The sequence below is a fragment of the Bacillus sp. C1 genome (assembly GCF_054570475.1).
In genome coordinates, this window is sequence record NZ_JBTMZT010000005.1 from 153,675 (window position 1) to 175,754 (window position 22,080).

At 35.3% G+C, this 22,080-nt stretch carries 21 protein-coding genes; 15 read left to right on the top strand and 6 right to left on the bottom strand.

Translation table 11 applies throughout. The features are described 5' to 3' along the window. Positions 1-188: 188 nt before the first annotated feature. Positions 189-617, top strand: coding sequence for a hypothetical protein (locus ACX5JI_RS16800; protein WP_459502175.1), 429 nt, complete (start codon positions 189-191; stop codon positions 615-617). A gap of 65 nt (positions 618-682) precedes the next feature. Here the strand turns inward: ACX5JI_RS16800 and ACX5JI_RS16805 are convergent, their stop codons facing one another. Continuing rightward, entirely contained in the window at positions 683-3,481 is a 2,799-nt protein-coding gene (locus ACX5JI_RS16805; protein ID WP_459502176.1) for a GTP-binding protein, read from the bottom strand. A 335-nt stretch (positions 3,482-3,816) separates the two neighbouring features. On the opposite strand from ACX5JI_RS16805, the gene ACX5JI_RS16810 reads away from it, so the two are divergent. Then, positions 3,817-4,413 (top strand): DedA family protein, encoded by a 597-nt coding sequence (locus tag ACX5JI_RS16810; protein WP_459502177.1) that lies wholly within the window; start codon positions 3,817-3,819, stop codon positions 4,411-4,413. Positions 4,414-4,421: 8 nt separating this feature from the next. Here the strand turns inward: ACX5JI_RS16810 and ACX5JI_RS16815 are convergent, their stop codons facing one another. The 3 genes from ACX5JI_RS16815 to ACX5JI_RS16825 all read right to left on the bottom strand — a co-directional run bounded on the left by ACX5JI_RS16815 (position 4,422) and on the right by ACX5JI_RS16825 (position 5,688). Then, complete coding sequence (locus tag ACX5JI_RS16815) at positions 4,422-4,850, bottom strand: EamA family transporter (RefSeq protein WP_459502178.1); 429 nt, start codon at positions 4,848-4,850, stop codon at positions 4,422-4,424. Positions 4,851-4,970: 120 nt separating this feature from the next. Then, positions 4,971-5,120 (bottom strand): BH0509 family protein, encoded by a 150-nt coding sequence (locus tag ACX5JI_RS16820; RefSeq protein WP_505307673.1) that lies wholly within the window; start codon positions 5,118-5,120, stop codon positions 4,971-4,973. A 151-nt stretch (positions 5,121-5,271) separates the two neighbouring features. Further along, complete coding sequence (locus ACX5JI_RS16825) at positions 5,272-5,688, bottom strand: pyridoxamine 5'-phosphate oxidase family protein (protein ID WP_459502179.1); 417 nt, start codon at positions 5,686-5,688, stop codon at positions 5,272-5,274. A 187-nt stretch (positions 5,689-5,875) separates the two neighbouring features. Here ACX5JI_RS16825 and cax point away from each other — a divergent pair, with 187 nt between their 5' ends. Both cax and ACX5JI_RS16835 read left to right on the top strand, forming a co-directional pair. Further along, the gene (cax, locus tag ACX5JI_RS16830; protein WP_459502180.1) at positions 5,876-6,931 is read left to right on the top strand and encodes a calcium/proton exchanger; all 1,056 of its coding nucleotides are present in this window, start codon (positions 5,876-5,878) and stop codon (positions 6,929-6,931) included. Between the two features lie 274 nt (positions 6,932-7,205). Continuing rightward, positions 7,206-8,003: a YfkD family protein gene (locus ACX5JI_RS16835; RefSeq protein WP_459502181.1), complete on the top strand. Its 798-nt coding sequence runs from the start codon at positions 7,206-7,208 to the stop codon at positions 8,001-8,003. Between the two features lie 33 nt (positions 8,004-8,036). Here the strand turns inward: ACX5JI_RS16835 and yfkAB are convergent, their stop codons facing one another. Next, positions 8,037-9,164, bottom strand: coding sequence for a radical SAM/CxCxxxxC motif protein YfkAB (gene yfkAB / locus ACX5JI_RS16840; protein WP_459502182.1), 1,128 nt, complete (start codon positions 9,162-9,164; stop codon positions 8,037-8,039). Positions 9,165-9,446: 282 nt separating this feature from the next. Between yfkAB and ACX5JI_RS16845 the strand changes: the two genes are divergently transcribed. From ACX5JI_RS16845 to truA, 9 genes are all read left to right on the top strand, one after another. Further along, positions 9,447-9,629 (top strand): SE1561 family protein, encoded by a 183-nt coding sequence (locus ACX5JI_RS16845; protein ID WP_097898737.1) that lies wholly within the window; start codon positions 9,447-9,449, stop codon positions 9,627-9,629. A gap of 281 nt (positions 9,630-9,910) precedes the next feature. Further along, positions 9,911-10,363 (top strand): hypothetical protein, encoded by a 453-nt coding sequence (locus ACX5JI_RS16850; RefSeq protein ID WP_459502183.1) that lies wholly within the window; start codon positions 9,911-9,913, stop codon positions 10,361-10,363. Continuing rightward, on the top strand, positions 10,344-11,225 hold the full coding sequence (locus ACX5JI_RS16855; protein ID WP_459502184.1) for a tetratricopeptide repeat protein: 882 nt from the start codon (positions 10,344-10,346) through the stop codon (positions 11,223-11,225). The genes ACX5JI_RS16850 and ACX5JI_RS16855 overlap by 20 nt, the downstream gene beginning before the upstream one ends. 14 nt (positions 11,226-11,239) lie before the next feature. Beyond that, on the top strand, positions 11,240-12,496 hold the full coding sequence (locus tag ACX5JI_RS16860; protein ID WP_459502185.1) for an AAA family ATPase: 1,257 nt from the start codon (positions 11,240-11,242) through the stop codon (positions 12,494-12,496). 174 nt (positions 12,497-12,670) lie between these two features. Beyond that, positions 12,671-14,194: a class I fumarate hydratase gene (gene fumA / locus ACX5JI_RS16865; RefSeq protein ID WP_459502186.1), complete on the top strand. Its 1,524-nt coding sequence runs from the start codon at positions 12,671-12,673 to the stop codon at positions 14,192-14,194. Between the two features lie 128 nt (positions 14,195-14,322). Then, on the top strand, positions 14,323-15,105 hold the full coding sequence (gene pdaA / locus ACX5JI_RS16870; protein WP_459502187.1) for a delta-lactam-biosynthetic de-N-acetylase: 783 nt from the start codon (positions 14,323-14,325) through the stop codon (positions 15,103-15,105). Between the two features lie 59 nt (positions 15,106-15,164). Further along, on the top strand, positions 15,165-16,028 hold the full coding sequence (locus tag ACX5JI_RS16875; RefSeq protein WP_459502188.1) for a DNA-3-methyladenine glycosylase family protein: 864 nt from the start codon (positions 15,165-15,167) through the stop codon (positions 16,026-16,028). A 10-nt stretch (positions 16,029-16,038) separates the two neighbouring features. After that, positions 16,039-17,418: a 23S rRNA (uracil(1939)-C(5))-methyltransferase RlmD gene (gene rlmD, locus ACX5JI_RS16880; RefSeq protein ID WP_459502240.1), complete on the top strand. Its 1,380-nt coding sequence runs from the start codon at positions 16,039-16,041 to the stop codon at positions 17,416-17,418. An 83-nt stretch (positions 17,419-17,501) separates the two neighbouring features. Further along, a complete protein-coding gene (gene truA, locus ACX5JI_RS16885; RefSeq protein ID WP_459502189.1) occupies positions 17,502-18,239 on the top strand; it encodes a tRNA pseudouridine(38-40) synthase TruA in 738 nt (245 codons plus the stop codon). Between the two features lie 300 nt (positions 18,240-18,539). Here the strand turns inward: truA and ACX5JI_RS16890 are convergent, their stop codons facing one another. Continuing rightward, positions 18,540-19,946 (bottom strand): sigma-54 interaction domain-containing protein, encoded by a 1,407-nt coding sequence (locus ACX5JI_RS16890; protein WP_459502190.1) that lies wholly within the window; start codon positions 19,944-19,946, stop codon positions 18,540-18,542. A gap of 302 nt (positions 19,947-20,248) precedes the next feature. Between ACX5JI_RS16890 and ACX5JI_RS16895 the strand changes: the two genes are divergently transcribed. Further along, entirely contained in the window at positions 20,249-20,503 is a 255-nt protein-coding gene (locus ACX5JI_RS16895) for a biotin/lipoyl attachment domain-containing protein (RefSeq protein WP_459502191.1), read from the top strand. An 89-nt stretch (positions 20,504-20,592) separates the two neighbouring features. Further along, the gene (locus ACX5JI_RS16900; RefSeq protein ID WP_459502192.1) at positions 20,593-22,014 is read left to right on the top strand and encodes an amino acid permease; all 1,422 of its coding nucleotides are present in this window, start codon (positions 20,593-20,595) and stop codon (positions 22,012-22,014) included. Positions 22,015-22,080 lie beyond the last annotated feature (66 nt).

Genomic DNA, 22,080 nt, shown 5'->3' on the forward strand with positions numbered 1-22,080 from the left:
TTTTGAAATACTGTCCATTACATGCATACTATTTTTTAAAGTGAAAATCTGCGCGTTTTCCCAACAAATGTGCAGGAGGTGTCTATGAGACCCAAGTTGCTAGATGTTAATAAGGTACTTGGGACATTAACTGCAATCTATTATCCGTTTGATCATATGAAAATTGTAAATTAGAAAGAAGGGATAATATGGAGGATATTATTGGACATATTTTAGTAGGAATTGGCCGCGGGGCAATTGCGTTAGGTGAAATATGTGCTGATGCAGGGAAAGGGATTGTTAGAGGAACTGTCAGTGTTGTAAAAGTTGCTGGTGAATTTATGCTAGATGAAGTGGTAGAGGGAACATTAGAAAGATTGGCTGAGCGAGAAGAACGAAAAAAGAAAAGAATAAAGCGGCATCTGGAAAAGCTGAAGCAATATACGTGGTTTAAAGTTTTACATGAGGATAAGCGCTGTCAGGAAGTTTTAAATGATAATGAAATATGTAGGAATTTATTAAATAAACGCCGATATGTTCATAAGTTAATTCATAAAGAAGAAGAGAGAAAAAAGTTCATTGAGCTTGTTAAAATTGAGGCGAAGGTTGAGGATATTATTTGGGAAGAACATAAGTAAAAAACCAAGCAATTGTTACAATTTGCTTGGTTTTTTGCTCATGTCTTGCAATATGGTGCGTTTCTTTAAAAGGTTGGTGTTTCGTCAATGACTACTTTGAAAGGAGGCGTTTCATCATGCTTACTGTTTTTATCTAACATAAATTTGTATTGCAATAGTTGTAATTTAAACAATGTTAAAGGATCATGATATGTTTCCGGACTTGTTCTTAGTATCGTTAATGTACTTTCGTCCTGATCAATCTCTAAATGTGCTGCTTCGACAGTTTGTTTTAATATACTAAGAGGTTCTTTAAAGAACATCATAATGTCACGTTCTAACGCACTCTCGAATAACTCAAATTGCAGGAAGAATTGTTTAGAAATCGTTTTTGTTACTTCGGTATAATCTTCGTTTTCAATATAATCTTTATATTTGTTGTGAAGCATAGATTGATTTTTTTGCATATTTCCAAATAATTTCCCAGCACTTTTTAATAGCAATTGTGTTGGAGTAGAGCGAAGTAATATATTTACATCCGCAACATTAATTCGATTCGTCATCCTTGCAACGTCTCGGCGCCAGTCATCAAGTAATTGGAAATCACATGGTAATTTCATGCGTTCTTCTTTGTATAATTTATTAAATGTCTCACTCATTTCATCTAAATACGATTGACTTTGGATGAATTCATTATGTGCAGTTTCAATCCATTCCTGAATTGAATGAGTAAACTTAGGTAGTATTACTTGTTGTAAATGTTTTTGAATTCTCTCATTCATTGCTACATTGAGCTCTTCGTGAACTTGCTTAAAATCAATGTCTTCCTGAATTAAGTCAGAACAGCTTCGTAATAATTCGGGAATTTGTTCATGAAGATCATGGATAATTGCTTCTTTTGTTAAACGATAGGAATCCGTGATGGAACGAGTTTTATCGTTTTCAATCGCAGTAAGGTTATTAGTAAAGCCGTCTAGTTTCACTAATATATGCTTATTCCAACGAATTGATTTGACTAATGTATTTTCTAATTGTATTCGTTCATTTAAGAGATAAGTAATCGTTTTTTGAATAAACCATAATAGTTTTTTTGTGCGCTCTATTTTTATATCTCTATTTGTAAAGTTTGAAGTGATGGATTCTGTTAAATCACTTAGCTGTTCACTGCTCTCATATAAAGATGAGTAAGGGAATACGCGTGAATTTGGGAAATGTACACGTATTTTAGACTCTGTTTCAATTAACATTGTATTTACTGCTGCATCGCTAACAGTTGTATCGATAGTATTTAAAACAAAGTGAACTTGTAAATTTGGAATGCGTTCCTGCATATACAATAGTGCATCGAGTTCTTTATCTAGTAACGGTGAAGAAGCGTTAAGAATGTATAATAGATTATCAGCTGCATGTACATATTCAAGATTTGCATTTTCTATATTGCTATCTCTGTAAAAATCTGGTGTGACAAAAAATGAGAATTTATTTTTTCGTAAAAATCTACATGGTAATTTAAATTCAATACATTTTTGCTCAGATTCTGATTTTGAAGGAACAGCTGTCATTTCGTAAAATTCATTTAAATTAGAAGTTTTTCGTATTGTTAAATCTGTGAACTCTGTAATTTCTGTCTGTGCATTATCTTTAAACACAATAGCAGATTGAGGGGACACTTCTAGTATGTTTTCTCCTAATATAGAATTAATGAACGATGATTTACTATTATCATCTGTACCTGTAACTAGAATTTGTTGTACATTTATATCAGAAAGTTCTCGAACAAGCCATGTAAAGGAATGGCTTAAGTCCACATCATTTTTCTCCGCCCAAACGGCAATAGTTTCAAAAAGGCTTTTCACTTCGTCCAGGTCAACTGCGTTACATATAGTTGAACTAGAAAGGAGGGTTTCGGCACTTTTTACAAGTAATGTATCAAGGGTCTTAGGTGAAATCTCATTCCATGCTACTGTTGCAGCGCAAACCAATAAAGAATCTTCTGCTTTTGTTAAGCTAAACCAATTCGTTAATAAGTCTGGAATCAGTTCCTGTAGTTCATGCATCAAGTATTGGCCTGCAATTAATTCACAGTATGTTTCTTGATAAAGGGTAACAATTTCATCCAATGCATCGTAAGGATCTACTTCGATGTGTAGGAAAAGATGATTGATTGTTTGGATCCATGCTAAATAAGTTGACTCACCTTTATATATTTTCCAAAGTGATGAGACGAGCTGTTTAAATTGAACTGAATCGACTGTAGATAAAACTTTTAGTGCCTCGTAAAAATAATTTGGTTTCATTTGTTTTGTGAATCCTTGATTCACATAATTTGTTAAAATTTCAAACCAGTGTAATGATTTCGTTCGAATTCCTTCTTGTACAGCAAGGTCAATAGCATTATTCCAATCTTCCTGTTTCTCATAAAAAGAACGAGCAATGGTGGTGATATTTGGATAATCGGGTTGGAATGCAACAGCTTCGCTAATTACTTTAAAAGCAAGCCCTAAACGATTTTGCTCGATGTACAGAGAAAGAAGTTGCAACGAAATTTCCATTGTCAGTGTCGAGTTTTCTGTTTGAATGGATGTATAAATGTCTTCCGCCATTGAAAGAAGTCCTAATTCAAAATAAGAGTCTGCTATATTTTTTTGAGCCCATAGACAAAGTTCATTATTTACTTTTTCCCATTTGAAGATTGCTGTTTCGAAATCTTTATGATGATAATAAATTTCTCCTTGTGCAAAGCGAATGTTAGCGATATTAGAAAACTCATTTTGGGCTTCATTTACATATGCTTCCCCAAGCACTTGAGGAGCTTGAACAGGATCTTGTTCCGTTAAGAATGTTTCATAGTATACTTTGTGAATCAATTGTTTTTCTATGGTCATGTTTTTTCCCCCTGTATAATTTAGAAAAATGATTTGTATGTAAAAGGGTGCATAATACTTTATACGAATAGAAAGTGCAATATATTGTTTCAAAATTTCTTTGGTCACTCATAATCATTTTTCTTGAGAGTCAAACCGATGCTAAATATAACTTTTCTTTATTGTAACAAAAAATCAAGCTTGTGAAGTATAGATTTGTCTACTATATGAATAAATTGAATAGGAGTAGAGTTCATTATAAAAACGATGTATAGTGAATATGTATACCATGTTTGCCTAAAAGAGACAGAGGGCACAATAGGGAATAACGATCGTGCATAGGATGTGTCATCCGAATGGAACAACATATTGGTGAGTTAATCGCACATTATGGATATTTCGGGATTATTATAGCCCTTGCGGGTGGAATAGTAGGTCTCCCAATCCCAGATGAGTTTTTGCTGACGTTTGTTGGTTATAATGTTTCAAAAGGGGTTATGTCAGGGACAGCGGCTTTTTTAAGTGGAATGGCTGGTGCGGTACTTGGAATTACTTTAAGTTACATACTTGGGTTAAAACTTGGACTACCTGTATTAAAAAAGTATGGTTCGAAGATACGGATTAAAGAAAAACAAATTGAAAAAACGCATGTTTTGTTTGAAAAATACGGTCCTTTTTTATTAATAATTGGATATTTTATACCGGGAGTTCGTCATTTAACTGCATATTTTGCTGGGATGTCTAATTTAACGTTTTGGAAATTTTGTCTATATGCATACGGTGGTGCTTTCATTTGGATTAGCGTGTTTATTGGTCTCGGATGGAAGCTTGGAGAGAAGTGGCGTTTTGTTGAATATAGTCTGCATCATTACGGAACGTTGATTTTCATTATCTCAGCAGTAGTCGTATATATTGTATGGCTCTACATAGGAAGAAAAAAAACCGCTAATTAGCGGTTTTTTTAGCTGAAAGCAATGAAGAGAACACCTGCTGTAATACATACAACACCCATGCCAGTCATGAAGTTCAATTTTTCGCCTAATATAATGATTGCAAGAATAATAGAAAAGACAACACTTAATTTGTCTACAGGGGCAACTTGTGAAACCTTCCCTGTTTTTAAAGCGAGAAAATAAAATAGCCATGATGAGGCACCAGCTATCCCACTTAAAGTGATAAACAGAAGTGCTCTTTTATTCAGGAGAACGTCACCAATATTTTGAAATTTTCCTTGTATCATAATGACGCCTATCATGAATAGTGCCATGATAATGGAACGAATAGTTGTTGCCACATTGGCATCGATTCCTTCTAATCCAAATTTCCCAAAAATGGATACAAGTGCTGCAGCAATTGCTGATAATAATGCGAATAATAGCCATGAGCTCATAGTAAAATTCCTCCAGTCTTGTATTATTATATATGAAAATCATTCTCAAGTGTAATGTGTAGCAGGAGGATAATGAGAAAGGCCCACTTAACATTTTTATGTTAAGTGGGCCTTCTTTCATTATTCTGCAATTTCTTCATAGAAAAAGTACGTTACATTATAAATATGTTCTACTTCGTCATCTGTCATAAATAAAAGTTCTTCACGCTCAATTCCTTTTTTCTTTTCAATGAACTCAATCATATTTTTCCGTTCTTCTCTTTTCATCATTTTTTTTCTCCTCCCAATCTGTCTTAATACAGTTTATTTAAGTTAATTCTATTATATAACAGAATCTTTAGAAAGTTCCACCTATTTTATGTTTTTTTTGATTAGAACTTTTCGACAAAACAAGCCCATTTAAAGAGGCTTGTTTTGGGGATTACAGTCGTAGAAACTCTGGCTGAGTCGTACCAGCACTATCGATGTAGTAAATTGTATTTGGATTAATTTTTATTAGTACATAGTTTGGATCTGCAGCACTTAGTAGCCAACGTTTTAAGCTATTATTCCAAAATTTATTTTTTAATGTTTGATCTTCTTCAATTGAAGCGGTGCCTTCTACTTCGATATAATTTTCATCCCATTTTTTTCCTTCTCTTCCGAGTAGTACATGTACATTTGGATTTTGTTCAACATCTGTTACCTTTTGGGAGTTACGATCTGTTGCGACATATAATACAAAGTCTTCATGAAAAAACATCATAAAACAGCTATGTGGCTTATTCTCACGAATGGTAGCTAATACACCCGTTCTTTGTCCTTCAATAATAGTTGCGATTTTTTCTTTGAGATTCATTTTTGTTACCCCTTTCTCCTATCTATAATTTCATCCTGTGAAAACTGATGGCTTAAAATTTTTTATGATCTTTCATACTTTCTTCTTTAATTCCATTTTTTAAACGTATTTGTGATGAAATGAGACAAGTTAGGAAAATAATAATAATAGTAGTGAGAGAAATACATACGATGGAAGGATGGAAAACATGTTCAATAAAATTTTTTTAATACTTGTACTTATTGGTGTACCGCTTTCTATTATTGGAAATACATTACATTGGCCACAAACAATCATGTTTGCTGTATACTGCATTACAATTATTGCTCTCGCTGCTTTTATGGGAAGAGCGACAGAAAGTTTAGCTATTGTTTCTGGACCGAGAATTGGCGGGTTATTAAATGCAACTTTCGGAAATGCAGTTGAACTCATTATTTCAATTTTTGCATTGCAAGCAGGGTTAACAGAGGTTGTACTCGCTTCACTGACTGGTTCCGTTCTCGGGAACTTGTTATTAGTTGGAGGTCTTTCCTTTTTCGTCGGGGGACTTAAATATAAAAGACAAAGTTTCAATGTCTATGATGCAAGACATAACTCTGCTCTTCTTATATTTGCAGTTGTTGTAGCGTTTGTTATTCCAGAAATTTTTTCAATGAAGATGGGGATAGAGAAAACATATCAACTAAGCATTGGGGTTTCCATCATCATGATTGTCATGTATTTAGCAGCACTATTTTTTAAACTGGTTACACATCGCGGTGTATATCAGCATAAAAGCGATGAAGTGGAACATGATGAAGAACCTGAATGGTCAAAGGGAAAAGCATTGCTCATTTTAGCGATTGCAACAGCGGCTGTTGCTTACGTATCAGAAGCGCTTGTTCATACTTTTGAAACGGTAGCGAAATCATTTGGATGGTCGGAACTATTTATCGGGGTTATCATTGTTGCGATCGTTGGTAATGCCGCAGAGCATGCCTCTGCAATTATTATGGCTTATAAAAATAAAGTAAATATTGCGGTTGAAATTGCAGTCGGTTCAACATTGCAGGTTGCGATGTTTGTTGCTCCTGTTCTCGTTATACTTTCAATGTTTTTAACAGTAAAAATGCCCCTTGTCTTTACAATTCCAGAACTTGTTTCCATGATTACGGCGGTCTTTTTAACAATTGCGATTTCAAATGATGGAGATACGAACTGGTTTGAAGGGGGAACATTATTAGCAGCTTATTTCATTATGGGGATTGGTTTTTACTTGTTATAAAAAAGTGGGATAACAATGTCATGGAGAGAAAATAATAGAGATAGTTAATATATAAATTTTGATTTTTGACATATAAATCGTTGCTACAAAGAACAAAGAGTGATCTATACTGGTTGTTTTCATTTGGTATGAGGTAGAAACGGGATCTGACTATTTCTATGCATGGCTGGATGCTATCGCCCACCTAAACAGAAGGAGATTATGTCGATTTTTTAATTTGTATATAGCTATTTAAATGATTTATACACTCTTAAATTAGGAAGGGGTAAAGTAGGTGAAACGAGTGTACAGCATATGTCTTTCAATGATGGTCTCGTTAATTTTATTATTTCCTCATAGTAGTTCTGCAAAGACGACAATAGATGTAAAGATACCTTCATCTGTTTTGAATATTTCAAAGGACAATACGTATTCAAATGAAGTGCGAGATTTACCACGTTTGCAACCAAGTGAACTAGCGAAAGAATTGTTGAAAACATCGACAATTCGAATCGAAAATCCAGACTTAATTCGGATGTTTAATGAAACATCTATTTCAAACGCCCCACTTGCAGTCGGATATAAGGCGAAAATTTACTTAGGTCAATGGCCGCTGAATTATGAATCAACGGATACAACAATAAATTGGGAATATAAGCAGGTGAACCGTAACGTGTATGATAACCGTGGTGTGGATAAAGTATATCCCCTTCGGTACAAACAAGAATCACCGAAAACAATAGAAGGTGGTTTAACCGCTTCTATTAAAGGTGTAGATGATGTTCAAAAGATGATTCTATTAAAGGTGATGGAGAAGGTCCAATTGCCACTTTCTTTTAAAACAACAATTGGTTATGGTACTGGGAATGAGCGTGTATATAATGTTAGCCCAAAACAACTTGGGTATTTATATGCGTATACACCAGCGGTAAATGAAAAAGGAAAAGTTACATTTGGAGAAGTCTATCTTGTTTTAAAGGGAAATCAAAAGAGGCTTGTTATTAAAAATATTGCTTCGCAAGGAATAAGAGCGTCTATTCCTATACAAGATTATGTATTCTTAAAGTTTATTTCATCGCCACATCCACAATAAAAAACGTCAGCGTACGTAGCTGACGTTTTTTTATTATAGGGTAATATTTGTTTCTTTTGTTAAGAAATTTTCGGTTGGATAGTAGCTGTTTTTTACAAGAATATTTGGTCCAAGACATTTTACAGCAGGGCAGTGACAGCTTAATGATTGCGCTGTTTTCGAGTCGCACCATTTGTCATATGCTTCTTGTAATGTGTTTGTTTGTATATTACCGAGAAGTGGAATGTCACCGAAATCTGTCACGATAATATTTCCATCAAAGATATTTACGTTTAGACGAGAACGTCCATCTGGATCATTACGAACAGTGACGTTTTTACTCTCGTGTAATTTCTTTAATGTAGCTAAATCACGCTCATCATCACTACATGCGTAGAAAGGTAATGTACCAAATAGCATCCATACGTTTTCATCACGAATATCTAATAAATGCTCAATTGCACTTCGAATTTCAGCTTTTGTTAAAATTTCAAGGTTGCTAGCAAAATCACTTGGATACATAGGGTGTACTTCATGACGTTTACAACCCATTTCTTCAACGATTTGACGATGAATGTGTTCCATATGCGGCAAGGTACGCTTATTTAACATCGTTTCTGCTGAGACAAGAACACCTGCATCTGATAAAGCTTTACTATTTGTAATCATTCGCTCAAATAGTTTAGCTCGTTGTTCATAGGTAGGTTTGCGCTGCATCATTGCAAAGCCACCTTCAACGAAGTCATCAATGGTTCCCCAGTTATGTGAGATATGCAACACGTCTAAATAAGGGATAATTTGTTCATAACGGGCTAAATCTATAGTTAAGTTTGAATTAATTTGAGTGCGAACGCCTCGTTCATGGGCATATTTTAAGAGTGGCGTTACATAGTTATCGACGGATTTTTTTGACATCATAGGTTCTCCGCCGGTGATACTTAAAGAACGCAAATGAGGAATTTCATCTAATCGTTTTAATAAAAGCTCCATCGGAAGTGCATTTGGATCTTTCGGCTGTAAGGTATAACCAACGGCGCAATGCTCACAGCGCATATTGCATAACGTTGTTGTTGTAAACTCAACGTTTGTTAATAGTAATTTGCCGTACTCTTCAAGGTCCATATACGCTTCCCATGGATCGTAAGAAGGAGTAATCGGCTTCATTGTTTGTGATATACTCATCTGAAATACTCCTTTGACTATTGAAATAACAATTTGTCCATCCTCTATAATAGAAGAATATAGACTTTTTATAAAGTGAAACTTTTCTTAGTAGGGGTTTTTCTCATTCATCATGGAGATTGAGCTTTCATCAAGCAAGAATTTTGTGTAACAATAATTCTTGTTTCTAAAAGTCTTATCTATATAGTGAAATATTTCGACAGAACCGATAAAAATTCATGTCCATGACAATCATTTTTGCGGTATAATAAAAGCAACTCGAATAAAAAGGAGAGTGTCTTCATGGGAAAAGCAATTCATGATAAAGATTCACAACTAGTATATTTAAAAGAACGTTTAAATATGTTTATAGAAGTAATTGATACTATTGAACCAGAAGAAGTAGAACTAGAAGATGTGGATCGCCTTCTTGCAATGTTAGATGAATTAGAACTGAAATGTGAGCAATTTAAAAAAGACGAATAATAGATTAAAGAGGCTGCCAATTATGTATTGGTAGCCTCTTTTTATATGATGGAGGTGTCTTAAAATGTGGTTAAAAACGGTCTTTTAGAAACAGTTTTCTCTTTTTACATTTTATTTAACTGTTGTTGCTAATTGCGAAAGAATATAGCCAATGCAAATAAGGCCATATTTCAGGCTGTTTTTGGGACAGCCATCAAGAAAATCTGCTTTCATCTTTTACTTCATGGTATAAATAGGAAGGAAATATAGTTTATAATATGAAGATGAAGAGGAGGAATTATATGGAATATAATTTGATGGAGCCTATATTACAAGGAAAACGAGCAAAAGAAACAACAACGTACAATATTTATAATTTTTTTATTATCGGACTTATTTTCGGAATTATTCCAGTTATGATTTTAGGAACTTGCAATGCGATTTGGTTAAAAGAGTCTAAGCAGAAAATATACGGGCTCTTTATATTAGGAATAATGACTCTATTTGCCATGTTCATTTGTGCTGCCGTAATTGGTAATACAGATGTGTTGCAAATTGTTTCTCGAATAGCGGCTGCAGTTGTAGCAGGTGCATATATATATGCAATGCGAGAGCGATTTCGAATGCATAGTTTAGTAAATGAAAGAGTAAAGTCATTACGATGGATCGGACTTATTATTGGACTAATCGGTATCATGGCCCAAACTGCATTGTTAGTAGGAGGAGAGATGATATATGTCAACTTCACAGAGTGAGACGATGTTGTTGCAAGAGGCGCAGCATTATTACGAGATTGGTCATATTGAAACAGCACAGCAGAAATTAGAAACACTGCTTTCTTATAATCCGCAGCATGCGGGAGCGTTGTACTTTTTAGGATGCTGCTATGCAGATTTAGAACAATATGATGAAGCAAAAGAGCTTTGCTTATCAGCTTTGCAACATGGTTATAACCCAGAGGAAGTGTACTATACACTTGGACATATATATACAAATACGAATGAACTTGAAAAAGCAGAGCAAAGTTTTTTGAATGTCCTGTATTCAGACCCTTCCAATGCGCAAGCGATGGCGAAATATGCATTTATTTTATTGAAAACAGGTCATATTGAAAAAGCTAAGCAACTTATACAAGAGGCCGTAGAAGTTAATCCGAGCGATCCTACCGTTCTCCATTATCAATTTATTCTATTACTCGCAATAGGAACGAAACGAGAAATAGAGGAATCTTTAAAAGATAATTATTATGTATCAGATAACGAAGTGAATTTTTTAGTGAAGTTAGGACTCCATGCAGCTTCAAGGAAAAGGTATAGAGAAGCATACAAATATTACCGACAAGCGTTCTTATTGGCGCCTAATAATAAAGAATTACTTGAAATTTTAGAAGAAGCGGAAGAGCTGATTCATCCGATTTTCTTTCCAAATGTTCTTGTGGATAAAGTGGGGGGGCCGCTTATCTTTTGGGCAATATCTTTTGGAACAGTAGGTTTATTCGCTGCATTAGAATGGAAAAATGTGTCTGTTTTTGCGATTTTATTTTATTTCATCATTTGTATATGGAGTTGGCTATCTACACCGATGTACAAATTGTATAAAAAAATAAAAAAATCATGACGGGAGAGAATACGGTGAATAAAATTGATGTATTAAAGCAAGTGCTAGCACAAGATGAAGAAAACGGATCGATTTGGTATTTAATTGGAGTCGAGTACAAAGAGCAGGGAGATATAGCAAATGCGCTGCAAGCTTTATCGAAAGCTCTTCAGTATGGTGATCAAGAATGGAAGGATAAAGTTGCGGCTGAACTGGGAGCTTTATCACAGGTGCTTACAAGTTCGAAAGAAACATTACATGTAACAGAAGATGGGAGTCATTTTGAAAAAAACGAGCAACATGTTATAGAGCGAGATCCGGAAAAGGAAAAACAGTCACAGACAGCGTATGTAAACGAAAATATGACGGAAAATGTAATTCAGATGGACGTGCTTCAAGGTGGAAGAAGCCAACAAAGACGTGAGAAAGACCAGATTACATTTGAAGATGTTGGTGGCTTGCATGATGTGAAAAAAGCGATTCAAATGAAAATTATTAAACCGTTTACTTCACCAGGATTATTTGAACGTTTTAAGAAAAAAGTTGGCGGGGGCATTTTATTATATGGCCCTCCTGGCTGCGGTAAAACATATATTGCCAAAGCAACCGCAGGGGAGTGCAGAGCACATTTTGCGACGATGAGTATTACTGATATTCTTGATCCGTATATTGGCGTGAGTGAACAAAATGTACGGGAGATTTTTCGATATGCCCGTTCCAAAAAGCCATGTATTTTATTTTTAGATGAAATGGATGCGCTTGGATTTAATCGGAGCAAAGCGTCGGGAAATCCGACATTAAGAACAGTTATAGATCAATTGTTAACGGAGATTGAAGGTATTGATACGAATACAGACAAACTATTGTTAATTGGTGCGACTAATATGCCATGGGACATTGATCCTGCATTTAAAAGACCGGGGCGCTTTGATAAAATGATTTTCGTTTCTCCACCTGATTTAGAAGCACGGAGCAGTATTTTTCAAATTAAGCTGGCAGGAAAACCGATTTCAACAGTAGATTACGATATGCTAGCCAAAGAAACAGAACTGTATTCGGGTGCTGATATTGAAAATGTAGTAGAACTGGCCATAGAAAATGTTTTAGGAGAAATTATGACAACAGGTGTGGAGCGAGCGATTACAATGAAGGATATAACCGATGCTATAGTAGAAACGAGGCCGTCTACGTTGGAGTGGTTCCGCACAATTAAAAATTATATTAAATACGCGAATGAGAGTGGTGCATACGATGATGTACAAGCGTATTTAAAAAGATATAAAAAAATATAATCCTTTTCAGATACTGTTGAAATAGAAGGGAGCTGGAAAAAAGGGTATAATCAAATTGTGAAAATTCCATTGGTCTTAAGAGTAATGAAATAAAAATAAAGACTTACAGATCTAATGATGAAATTTTCATCTCACAACGTTTTGGCAGCGTTCACAATTGAGGGGGAAGTAACAATGGAAAAGCTTCAAGAAAGCATGTATCAACTCATTGTTGAAACGTCGACGAATTTACCGAAAGATGTTCGTCGTGCGATTCAACGAGCAAAAGAACGAGAAAATGCAGGGACTCGTTCAGCGATGGCACTTGGCACGATTACAAATAATATAAAAATGGCAGATGATAACGTCTCGCCAATTTGCCAAGATACAGGGATGCCAACGTTTAAAATTTATACACCAGTTGGTGTGAATCAATTAAAACTGAAGGAAGCTATTTATAGTGCGCTTGAGCGGGCGACAAAAGATGGTAAACTTCGTCCAAACTCTGTTGATTCTCTTTTTGGCGACAATAGTGGTAACAACTTAGGACCAGGTACACCTGTCATTAAGTTTGAACAGTGGGAAAAAGATTATATTGATGCTCGTTTAATCCTTAAAGGAGGCGGCTGTGAAAATAAAAACATTCAGTATAGCTTACCTTGTGAATTAGAAGGACTTGGACGAGCGGGACGTGATTTAGAAGGAATTCGTAAATGCCTTCTTCATGCAGTGTATCAAGCACAAGGACAAGGGTGTAGTGCAGGTGTAATCGGTGTTGGTATCGGGGGAGACCGCACGTCAGGTTATGAATTAGCAAAAAATCAATTATTCCGTACATTAGATGATGTAAATCCAATTCCAGAATTACAACAGCTTGAGGATTACGTGTTAGAGAATGCGAACAAGCTAGGTATTGGTACAATGGGATTTGGTGGTGAGACAACTTTACTGGGTTGTAAAATTGGCGTATACAATCGTCTGCCTGCTAGTTTTTACGTGTCTGTTGCCTATAATTGCTGGGCATATCGTCGACTTGGTGTAACAATTCATCCTGAAACAGGTGAGATTATCGATTGGTTATATCAAGAGGGTGAAAATACACTTCAGCAAAAAGAAAGTCAAAAAGGCAGTGAACAGCGTGAAATCGTACTGCAAGCACCAATTACAGAAGAACAAATTCGTGAACTCCGTGTTGGTGATGTCGTTACAATTAATGGAATGATGTACACAGGTCGCGATGCGATCCATAAGCATTTAATGGATAACGATTGTCCAGTAGACTTAAACGGACAGGTTATTTATCACTGTGGTCCGGTTGTGGTGAAAGATGAAAATGACAATTGGAAAATTAAAGCGGCAGGTCCAACGACAAGTATTCGTGAAGAACCATATCAAGGGGACATTATGAAGAAATTCGGTATCCGTGCTGTTATCGGTAAAGGCGGCATGGGAGCGAAAACATTGGCGGCACTAGCTGAGCATGGCGGCGTATATTTAAATGCAATCGGCGGCGCTGCACAGTATTATGCTGAATGTATTAAAGAAGTAGAAGATGTGGACTTCTTACAATTTGGTATTCCAGAAGCGATGTGGCATCTGCGTATTAATGGTTTCAAAGCAGTTGTAACGATGGATTCTCATGGGAATAGTCTGCATGCAGATGTAGATAAAACATCACTTGAAAAATTAGCGTCCTTTAAAGAACCAGTATTTAAATAAGTGGAAAAAATGCACCTCAAATGATTTGAGGTGCATTTTTTGGTATATATAGAAAAACATGTTCAGCATGAAAGGTATATTGAAAACAGAAACTACGGGTACGACTATATATGGAAAGGAGACTATTTATGAAACATAAATGGTTATATATAGGTCTCATTTTTTCAATTATGATGGCACTTGTTCCCGTTTCTGCATTCGCTTACACAAATACACCACACAACTGGGGAATTCCACGTCCTAAAAATGAGACAGCGCCTGATGCAGGGAAATTATATACCGATTTGTTACAAAAGAATGGTGGTTTTTATTTAGGGGATACAAAGAAAAAAGATATATATTTAACATTTGATAACGGATACGAAAATGGATATACGGGGAAGATTTTAGATGTATTGAAGGAGAAAAAAGTACCAGCGACTTTTTTTGTGACAGGGCACTATATAAAAACGCAAAAAGAGTTATTATTAAGAATGAAGAATGAAGGCCATATTATTGGAAACCATTCTCGAAGTCATCCTGATTTTACAACTGTAAATGATGAGAAACTTCGTGAGGAATTGCAAAGTGTAACGGATGAAATAAAAAAAGTAACGGGACAAAAAGAAGTAAAATATGTGCGTCCACCACGTGGGGTTTTTAGTGAACGTACGCTAGCTCTTACAAAAGAAATGGGATATTATAATGTATTTTGGTCTCTTGCGTTTCTAGATTGGAAAGTAGATCAACAAAGAGGATGGCAATATGCTCACAATAATGTGATGAATATGATTCATCCGGGCTCTATTTTATTACTTCATGCGATATCAAAAGATAATGCGGAAGCACTTGCAAAAATCATTGATGATTTACGTGAGAAAGGGTATGATTTTAAAAGCCTAGATGATTTAGTAAAAAGCAATCAACCGTAAGCATGTATGCTTACGGTTTTCTCATGCTATAATGATGTGTAAAAAGGATGGGGAAACGTATGTGGAGCGAACATGTTACGTTAAAGTATCCGTACCATTTTGAAGAAGTATTAAAGCGTTTATCTTTTGATCCGCTAAATGTTGTTCAGCTAGAAGAAACGATTGTGTATGTTCCACTTCTCATAGATGAAGAACAGATTGTTGTTCGCGTAGAAGGGATTGGTACGCTGCAAAATCCACAATTTTGGGTTTCAAGCCAGACAGGTGAACAAGAGAGAGTTATGAAACGCATTCATTCCATCTTTCAATGGAATGAATCTTTTCAAAGTATACAAACCCATTTTAGAAATACATCATTACGTCCACTTTTTGAAACATATGCCTATACACCACTTGTTTTAGAGTTCGATTATTTTGCCTGCCTTCTTCGTTGTATTATTCATCAACAAGTTCATTTGAAATTTGCGACTACGCTTACAGAACAATTTGTAAAACGGTATGGAACAGAGAAGAATGGTGTTTTCTTTTTTCCAACACCAGAAAAGGTAGCGAACATTTCAATAGAAGAGCTCAGAAATCAGAAATTTAGTCAACGGAAAGCTGAATATATGGTAGGACTAGCAAAACATATTGTGGAAGGTAAGATCAATTTAGCGGAACTAGAAAAACAAACAGAAGAAGAAGTGTCAGCACAATTGTTACCAGTGCGAGGGATTGGGGCATGGACAGTACAAAACTTCTTATTATTTGGACTCGGTCGGCAAAACATGTTTCCGAAAGCAGATATCGGGATTCAGCGTGCACTTCAAGGGTTATTTCAATTAGAAAATAAGCCAGATGATGCATTGTTAGAAAAAGTGAAACAAGAGTGTGAACCATACTGCAGTTATGCAGCGTTATATTTATGGAAAAGTATAGAGTAGAGGTGTAATCATAGTGCAAAAGCAACACGAGAGTAAGTTGGAAGTTGGTCAAACGTTTCCTGTGACAATTAAGCGTCTAGGGATTAACGGAGAAGGCGTTGGTTATTTTAAGAGACAAGTTGTTTTCATTCCAGGGGCATTACCAGGAGAAGAAGTTGTTGCAGAAACAACAAAAATTCAGCGTGGCTTCGCTGAAGCAAAAGTAAAAAAAATTCGTAAGGCGTCACCGCATCGTGTAAAACCACCATGCCCAGTGTATGATGAATGTGGTGGTTGTCAGCTGCAGCATTTAGATTATCAAGAGCAGTTAAATCAAAAGCGAGATATTGTTGTACAAGCGTTCCAAAAATATATGAAAGATAGCTTGGAAGAAAAAATTCGTCCAACACTTGGTATGGGAAATCCATGGCATTACCGTAATAAAAGCCAATTACAAGTAGGACGAAAAGATGAGAAAGTAATTACAGGATTATATAAACAAAATTCACATCAATTGATTGATATTTCTCATTGTATGATTCAGCATAAAGCAACAAACGAAGCGACAAAAGTTGTACGACGTATATTAGAAAAACTGAACATTTCTATTTACAACGAGAAAAAACAAAAAGGTTTAGTGCGTACCATTGTGACACGTGCTGCAGTTCAAACAGGGGAAGTACAAGTCACATTAATTACAACAAAAGAAGAATTACCAAATAAAGATCAATTTATCGCAGAAGTACAAAAACAAATGCCAACAGTTAAATCGATTATGCAAAATGTGAACTGGCGTAAAACATCTGTTATCTTCGGTGATAAAACATTCAACTTAGCTGGAAAAGAAGTTATTCAAGAAACACTGGGTGATTTATCATTCGAATTATCAGCACGTGCATTCTTCCAGTTGAATCCGGAACAGACGGTTGTTCTTTACAATGAAGCGAAACAAGCAGCTGCGTTAACAGGAAAAGAAAAAATCGTTGATGCTTATTGCGGAGTTGGTACAATCGGACTGTGGCTTGCAAATGATGCGGCAGAAGTACGCGGTATGGATGTGATTCCAGAAGCAATTGCAGATGCAAAGAAGAATGCAAAGCGTCACGGATTTACAAATACAAAGTACGAAGCTGGAAAAGCAGAACAATGGTTACCAAAATGGGTGAAAGAAGGCTGGCGTCCAGATGTAATCGTTGTTGATCCGCCTCGTACAGGTTGTGACGATAAGTTGCTCGAAACCATTTTGAAAGTACAACCGAAGCAAGTTGTTTATGTCTCTTGTAATCCTTCGTCGCTCGCACGTGATGTAAAAACATTAATGAAGAGCTATGAAGTGGAGTATGTGCAGCCGGTGGATATGTTCCCGCATACGGCGCATGTGGAGAATGTGGTGAAACTTGTTAGAAAGTAAAATTCAATAAGGATATGTCCCTCACAAAGCAAGAGCTATGTGAGGGTATATTTTATTTAGCCAATGAAAGTAAGGAGAATCTAATGAATAATTATAAATTGACAATTCAATATGATGGGGCACGCTATAAAGGCTGGCAACGTCTTGGCAATAATGATAATACCATTCAAGGAAAAATCGAAAGTGTATTATCAGAAATGGTCGGAAAAGAAATTGAAATTATCGGTTGCAGCAGAACAGATGCTGGTGTACATGCACTGAACCAAGTAGCGAACTTTAAGGTTGATGAAAAATTAGCAGAGCCGAAAGTGAAAAAATATTTAAATCAATATTTACCAAACGATTTGAGTGTTACTAATGTGGAGTTAGTACCTGAACGTTTCCATGCTCGTTATAATTCAAAAGCGAAAACGTATTTATATAAAATTTGGAATGAGGAACACACAAATCCATTTATGCGTAAATACAGCATGCACGTTCCGAAAAAGTTAAATATTGAAAGTATGAAAAAGGCAGCCCAGTATTTAATCGGTTCGCATGATTTTACTGCTTTTTCAAATGCGAAGTCTAAGAAAAAGTCTATGGTACGGGAAGTATATATGCTTGATGTTGTGGAAAGTGAAGGTTTTATCCAAATTAGAGTGAGCGGAAATGGATTTCTTCACAACATGGTGAGAAAGATTGTTGGGGCGTTAGTAGAAGTTGGGTTAGGTCAGCTTGATGCTGAAGCAATACCACACATTTTAGAGGCGAAACAACGAAATCAAATTAATTGTCTTGCAGATGCGAGCGGATTGTATTTGGAGAAAGTAGATTTTTAGATAATTGGTATAGATATATAAATACAAATTAAAAAACTAACATCAAACCATTCTTTTTAGGTGGATGAGAGCATCCGGCCATGGATAGAAGCGGTCAGTGCCTTTTTTAGCCCCATTCCATGTGAAAACAGAAGGAGAAAACGAGTGGAAATCTCGGTTTGTTCTTTATAACCATAATGTATCTGTTAGAAAATCAAATTGGATTTGTATATAAGACGAAAAAGGAAGGGGGATTAACTCTTCCTTTTTTGATTGTTTTTATAGAAATTGCGAAGAAACTAAGATGGCGCATAGGTTTTCTCAGCTGTTTAAATTATATTTTTTTAGTCGATATTGCAAGTTTTGCCGACTCAGTCCTAAAAATTTGGCGGTTTGTGAGATATTACCGTTATTTTCTTTAAGAATTTGATTGATGTATTCTTTTTCCATTTCTTTTATTGTATGCTTTAACGGTTTAGGTGTATCATTTGTGCTCTGACTAGTTAGTGGTAGATGGACTTCGAATTCTTTTTTTGTTAGTTCATAAAAGCGTGTCGGTATATGGAACGTTGTAATGATTTCTTCATTTTCTATTAAGTTCATAGAGCCTTCAATTATATGTTCTAATTCCCTTACATTACCAGGCCAATCGTAGTTATAAAAACAGGCTTTTACATTAGAATCGGTCCCTTTTACTTTTAAGCCAAATTGAGTATTATATTTTTCAATAAAATGATGAACAAGAATGGAGATATCTTCTTTTCGTTCTCTTAAAGGTGGAAGAAATAAAGTTACAACGCTTAATCGATAATATAGATCTTTTCGTAATCGATTGTGTGTTATGGCTTCAACAGGGTCTTCATTCATGGTTGCTATGATTCGGACATCTACTTCTTTTTCTTGTGCTCCCCCGACTCTTCGGATTGTTTTATCTTGTATAGCACGCAATAATTTAGCTTGAAGAGCTGGACTTAATGAGTTAATTTCATCTAGCAATAAAGTCCCGCCACTCGCTTCTTCAAATAAACCAGGTTTATCTATTGCGCCTGTAAAAGCCCCTTTGTTCGTTCCGAATAATAAGCTTTCCATTAGCGTCTCTGGTATAGCAGCGCAATTTTGTGAGATAAAAGGCTTTACTAAGCGATGACTTTCATTATGAATACTTTGCGCAAATAATTCTTTCCCAGTTCCTGTTTCTCCTACGATAAGAATGGAGGATGATGTACGTGTGACTTTCTTTGCTTCTGTAATGATAGATTGAGTTGCCCTAGAATTACCTATTATATGATTAAAGGTAAATTTAGTGTTTTGTTTTCGAGGAAGACTTGTTTTCAGCATTTGCTTAAATTGGGTAACGTCTTTTGAAATTTCAATAGCCCCTTTGATTTTTCCATTTTTTATTATGGGGAAAGTATCGTTAATTGTTGTAATTTCTTTTCCTTTATTATTAAAATAAGTCTGTTTTACGTTTTTATTTGTTTTTCCAAGTTTTAGTGCCTCTATAAGAGTGCTAGTTTGATCCTCTTCAAATACAAATACTTCTAAAGGATTTTTATATAGTATATCTTTACGATCCATCGATTCAATTTCCATCATTTTTTGGTTGTAGATTATCGTTTTACTTTCCTCATTAATAATATGAATCCCAATATCAAGTTCATTAAGTAAAGTTTCATATAGCATATTCATTTCAACTAATTTTTTGAAATTGATTTCTTCTGTATGCATGTATCATCTTCTCCTTGTTACACCCTATGAAGACTGACTTTTTATAATTTTATTAAAATTCTTGTAAAATCGCAAAGTTTTTTGCACTTTTTCTATTAAAAATTTTAAAATGATAGAAAAATTTTGCGCTTATTAAGTTTTTCACCGTACGAAATTCTAATTTTACATAGAAATTGAAGTTGGTATGTATCTTGCATTAATAGAAGTTAGCATGACTAAATTTAAAGATTAGGGGTGAGTTGAACGTTTTATAAGATGCGTAGTTTTTCAGCAGTACGTAAGAAGAAAGAGGGGGTTACAAAATGAAGGTGGTCATAGAAAATGTGTACAGTCCTTGTTATGGGAAAGTAGAGAAATTATTTGTTACTGAAAGTTCTTATATATATGAGTGGGAGAAATTAGCTTTAATTGAAACAATAGATAAAGAAAAAGTGGAAATTAAAGTGGGAATCAGTGGTGATATCGTATTGTTAGAAGTGGAAGAGGGACAAAGTATTACTGATAAAACACGATTAATAGCAGTAAGAGATGACATGTTAATAACAGGTAGTGATTAATATAATCTGTAGACATTATGTACGAGTTGTTATTGTAATTTTAAAGCGTTTACATTTTTGTTTTTTGCAAAGACAGAAGGGGGATTTATATGACAAATCAAAGCCAGGGATTAAAACGGGAGCTGAAAAGTCGACATTTATTTATGATTGCTCTTGGAGGAGTTATCGGTACCGGACTTTTCTTAGGATCAGGTTATACAATTCATGAGGCTGGACCTGGAGGCGCAATTGTAGCTTATCTTGTTGGAGGATTTGTTATGTATTTAACGATGCTCTGTCTTGGAGAATTAGCAGTTGCTATGCCTGATGCAGGGTCTTATCAAACATATGCTACAAAGTATATTTCACCTTCAGTAGGTTATGTAGTAGGTTGGATGTCATGGTTAAACTGGTCCGCTACGATAGGGATTGAATTGATTGCAGTGAGTATCTTAATGAAACGTTGGTTTCCAGATGTATCATCGTGGATTTGGTGTGTAGTTTTTGCTATTCTACTTTTTGCTATTAATGCATTGTCTTCAAGAAGTTTTGCAGAAGTCGAATTTTGGTTTGCAAGTATTAAAGTGATTACGATTATCGCATTTATTATTTTAGGCGGGGCAGCTATGTTTGGCTTTCTCGATATGAAAGGAAATGAGTCAGCACCAATGTTGTCTAGTTTTACTGATTACGGGGGACTGTTTCCAAATGGGATAACAGCTATTTTAGTTACAATGATTGCAGTTAACTTTTCCTTTCAAGGGACAGAATTAGTTGGTATTGCAGCTGGAGAGAGTGAAAACCCAGAGCAAACAATTCCAAAAGCAATTAATAATACGGTGTGGCGTATATTAGTTTTCTTTGTTCTTTCCATCTTTATACTTGCGGGGTTATTCCCTTGGCAACAAGCAGGATTGGTAGAAAGTCCATTTGTAGTTGTATTTGATAAAATTGGTATTCCTTATGCTGCAGATATTATAAATTTCGTTATTATTACAGCGGTACTATCAGTGGCGAATTCTGGATTATATGCAACTTCTCGTATGCTATGGTCTATGTCTAATCAAGGTATGATTAGTCCGATTTTTGGTAAGTTATCTAAAAGAGGTGTTCCAATTTATGCATTGATTGTAAGTACGATTGTAGGTTGTCTTTCTTTATTATCAGGTATTTATGCAGAGGATACAGTTTATTTATGGCTGCTTTCTATTGCAGGATTCGGGGCAATACTAGTTTGGGCATCTATTGCTTTATCGAATCTTCTTGCTAGAAGAATATATGTAAAGCAGGGTGGAGATGTTAAGGATTTGAAATTTAAAACGCCGTTGTATCCGTTTGTTCCGCTTCTAGCTTTTCTATTAAATATGACCGTTATTGTAAGCATGGCTTTTATTCCAGAACAACGGATGGCATTGTATTGCGGTATTCCATTTATGATTGTTTGTTTACTGTTTTATCGCATTACAAAAAATAAGAAAAACAAGATGGAATACATTGAAAAGAAAGATACAGTAGAAGTACAAAGTTTATGATAAAATTTTAGGTTTGCTTTTTATATAGCTGAGTAATCGGGTTATACAAAATGAGGTGCGTTCAGT

Coding starts and splice junctions, on each gene's coding strand:
- ACX5JI_RS16800 (WP_459502175.1), top strand. CDS start 189: ATGGAGGATATTATTGGACATATTTTAGTAGGAATTGGCCGCGGGGCA.
- ACX5JI_RS16805 (WP_459502176.1), bottom strand. CDS start 3,481: ATGACCATAGAAAAACAATTGATTCACAAAGTATACTATGAAACATTC.
- ACX5JI_RS16810 (WP_459502177.1), top strand. CDS start 3,817: ATGGAACAACATATTGGTGAGTTAATCGCACATTATGGATATTTCGGG.
- ACX5JI_RS16815 (WP_459502178.1), bottom strand. CDS start 4,850: ATGAGCTCATGGCTATTATTCGCATTATTATCAGCAATTGCTGCAGCA.
- ACX5JI_RS16820 (WP_505307673.1), bottom strand. CDS start 5,120: ATGATGAAAAGAGAAGAACGGAAAAATATGATTGAGTTCATTGAAAAG.
- ACX5JI_RS16825 (WP_459502179.1), bottom strand. CDS start 5,688: ATGAATCTCAAAGAAAAAATCGCAACTATTATTGAAGGACAAAGAACG.
- cax (WP_459502180.1), top strand. CDS start 5,876: ATGTTCAATAAAATTTTTTTAATACTTGTACTTATTGGTGTACCGCTT.
- yfkAB (WP_459502182.1), bottom strand. CDS start 9,164: ATGAGTATATCACAAACAATGAAGCCGATTACTCCTTCTTACGATCCA.
- ACX5JI_RS16845 (WP_097898737.1), top strand. CDS start 9,447: ATGGGAAAAGCAATTCATGATAAAGATTCACAACTAGTATATTTAAAA.
- ACX5JI_RS16850 (WP_459502183.1), top strand. CDS start 9,911: ATGGAATATAATTTGATGGAGCCTATATTACAAGGAAAACGAGCAAAA.
- ACX5JI_RS16855 (WP_459502184.1), top strand. CDS start 10,344: ATGTCAACTTCACAGAGTGAGACGATGTTGTTGCAAGAGGCGCAGCAT.
- fumA (WP_459502186.1), top strand. CDS start 12,671: ATGGAAAAGCTTCAAGAAAGCATGTATCAACTCATTGTTGAAACGTCG.
- pdaA (WP_459502187.1), top strand. CDS start 14,323: ATGAAACATAAATGGTTATATATAGGTCTCATTTTTTCAATTATGATG.
- ACX5JI_RS16875 (WP_459502188.1), top strand. CDS start 15,165: ATGTGGAGCGAACATGTTACGTTAAAGTATCCGTACCATTTTGAAGAA.
- truA (WP_459502189.1), top strand. CDS start 17,502: ATGAATAATTATAAATTGACAATTCAATATGATGGGGCACGCTATAAA.
- ACX5JI_RS16890 (WP_459502190.1), bottom strand. CDS start 19,946: ATGCATACAGAAGAAATCAATTTCAAAAAATTAGTTGAAATGAATATG.
- ACX5JI_RS16895 (WP_459502191.1), top strand. CDS start 20,249: ATGAAGGTGGTCATAGAAAATGTGTACAGTCCTTGTTATGGGAAAGTA.
- ACX5JI_RS16900 (WP_459502192.1), top strand. CDS start 20,593: ATGACAAATCAAAGCCAGGGATTAAAACGGGAGCTGAAAAGTCGACAT.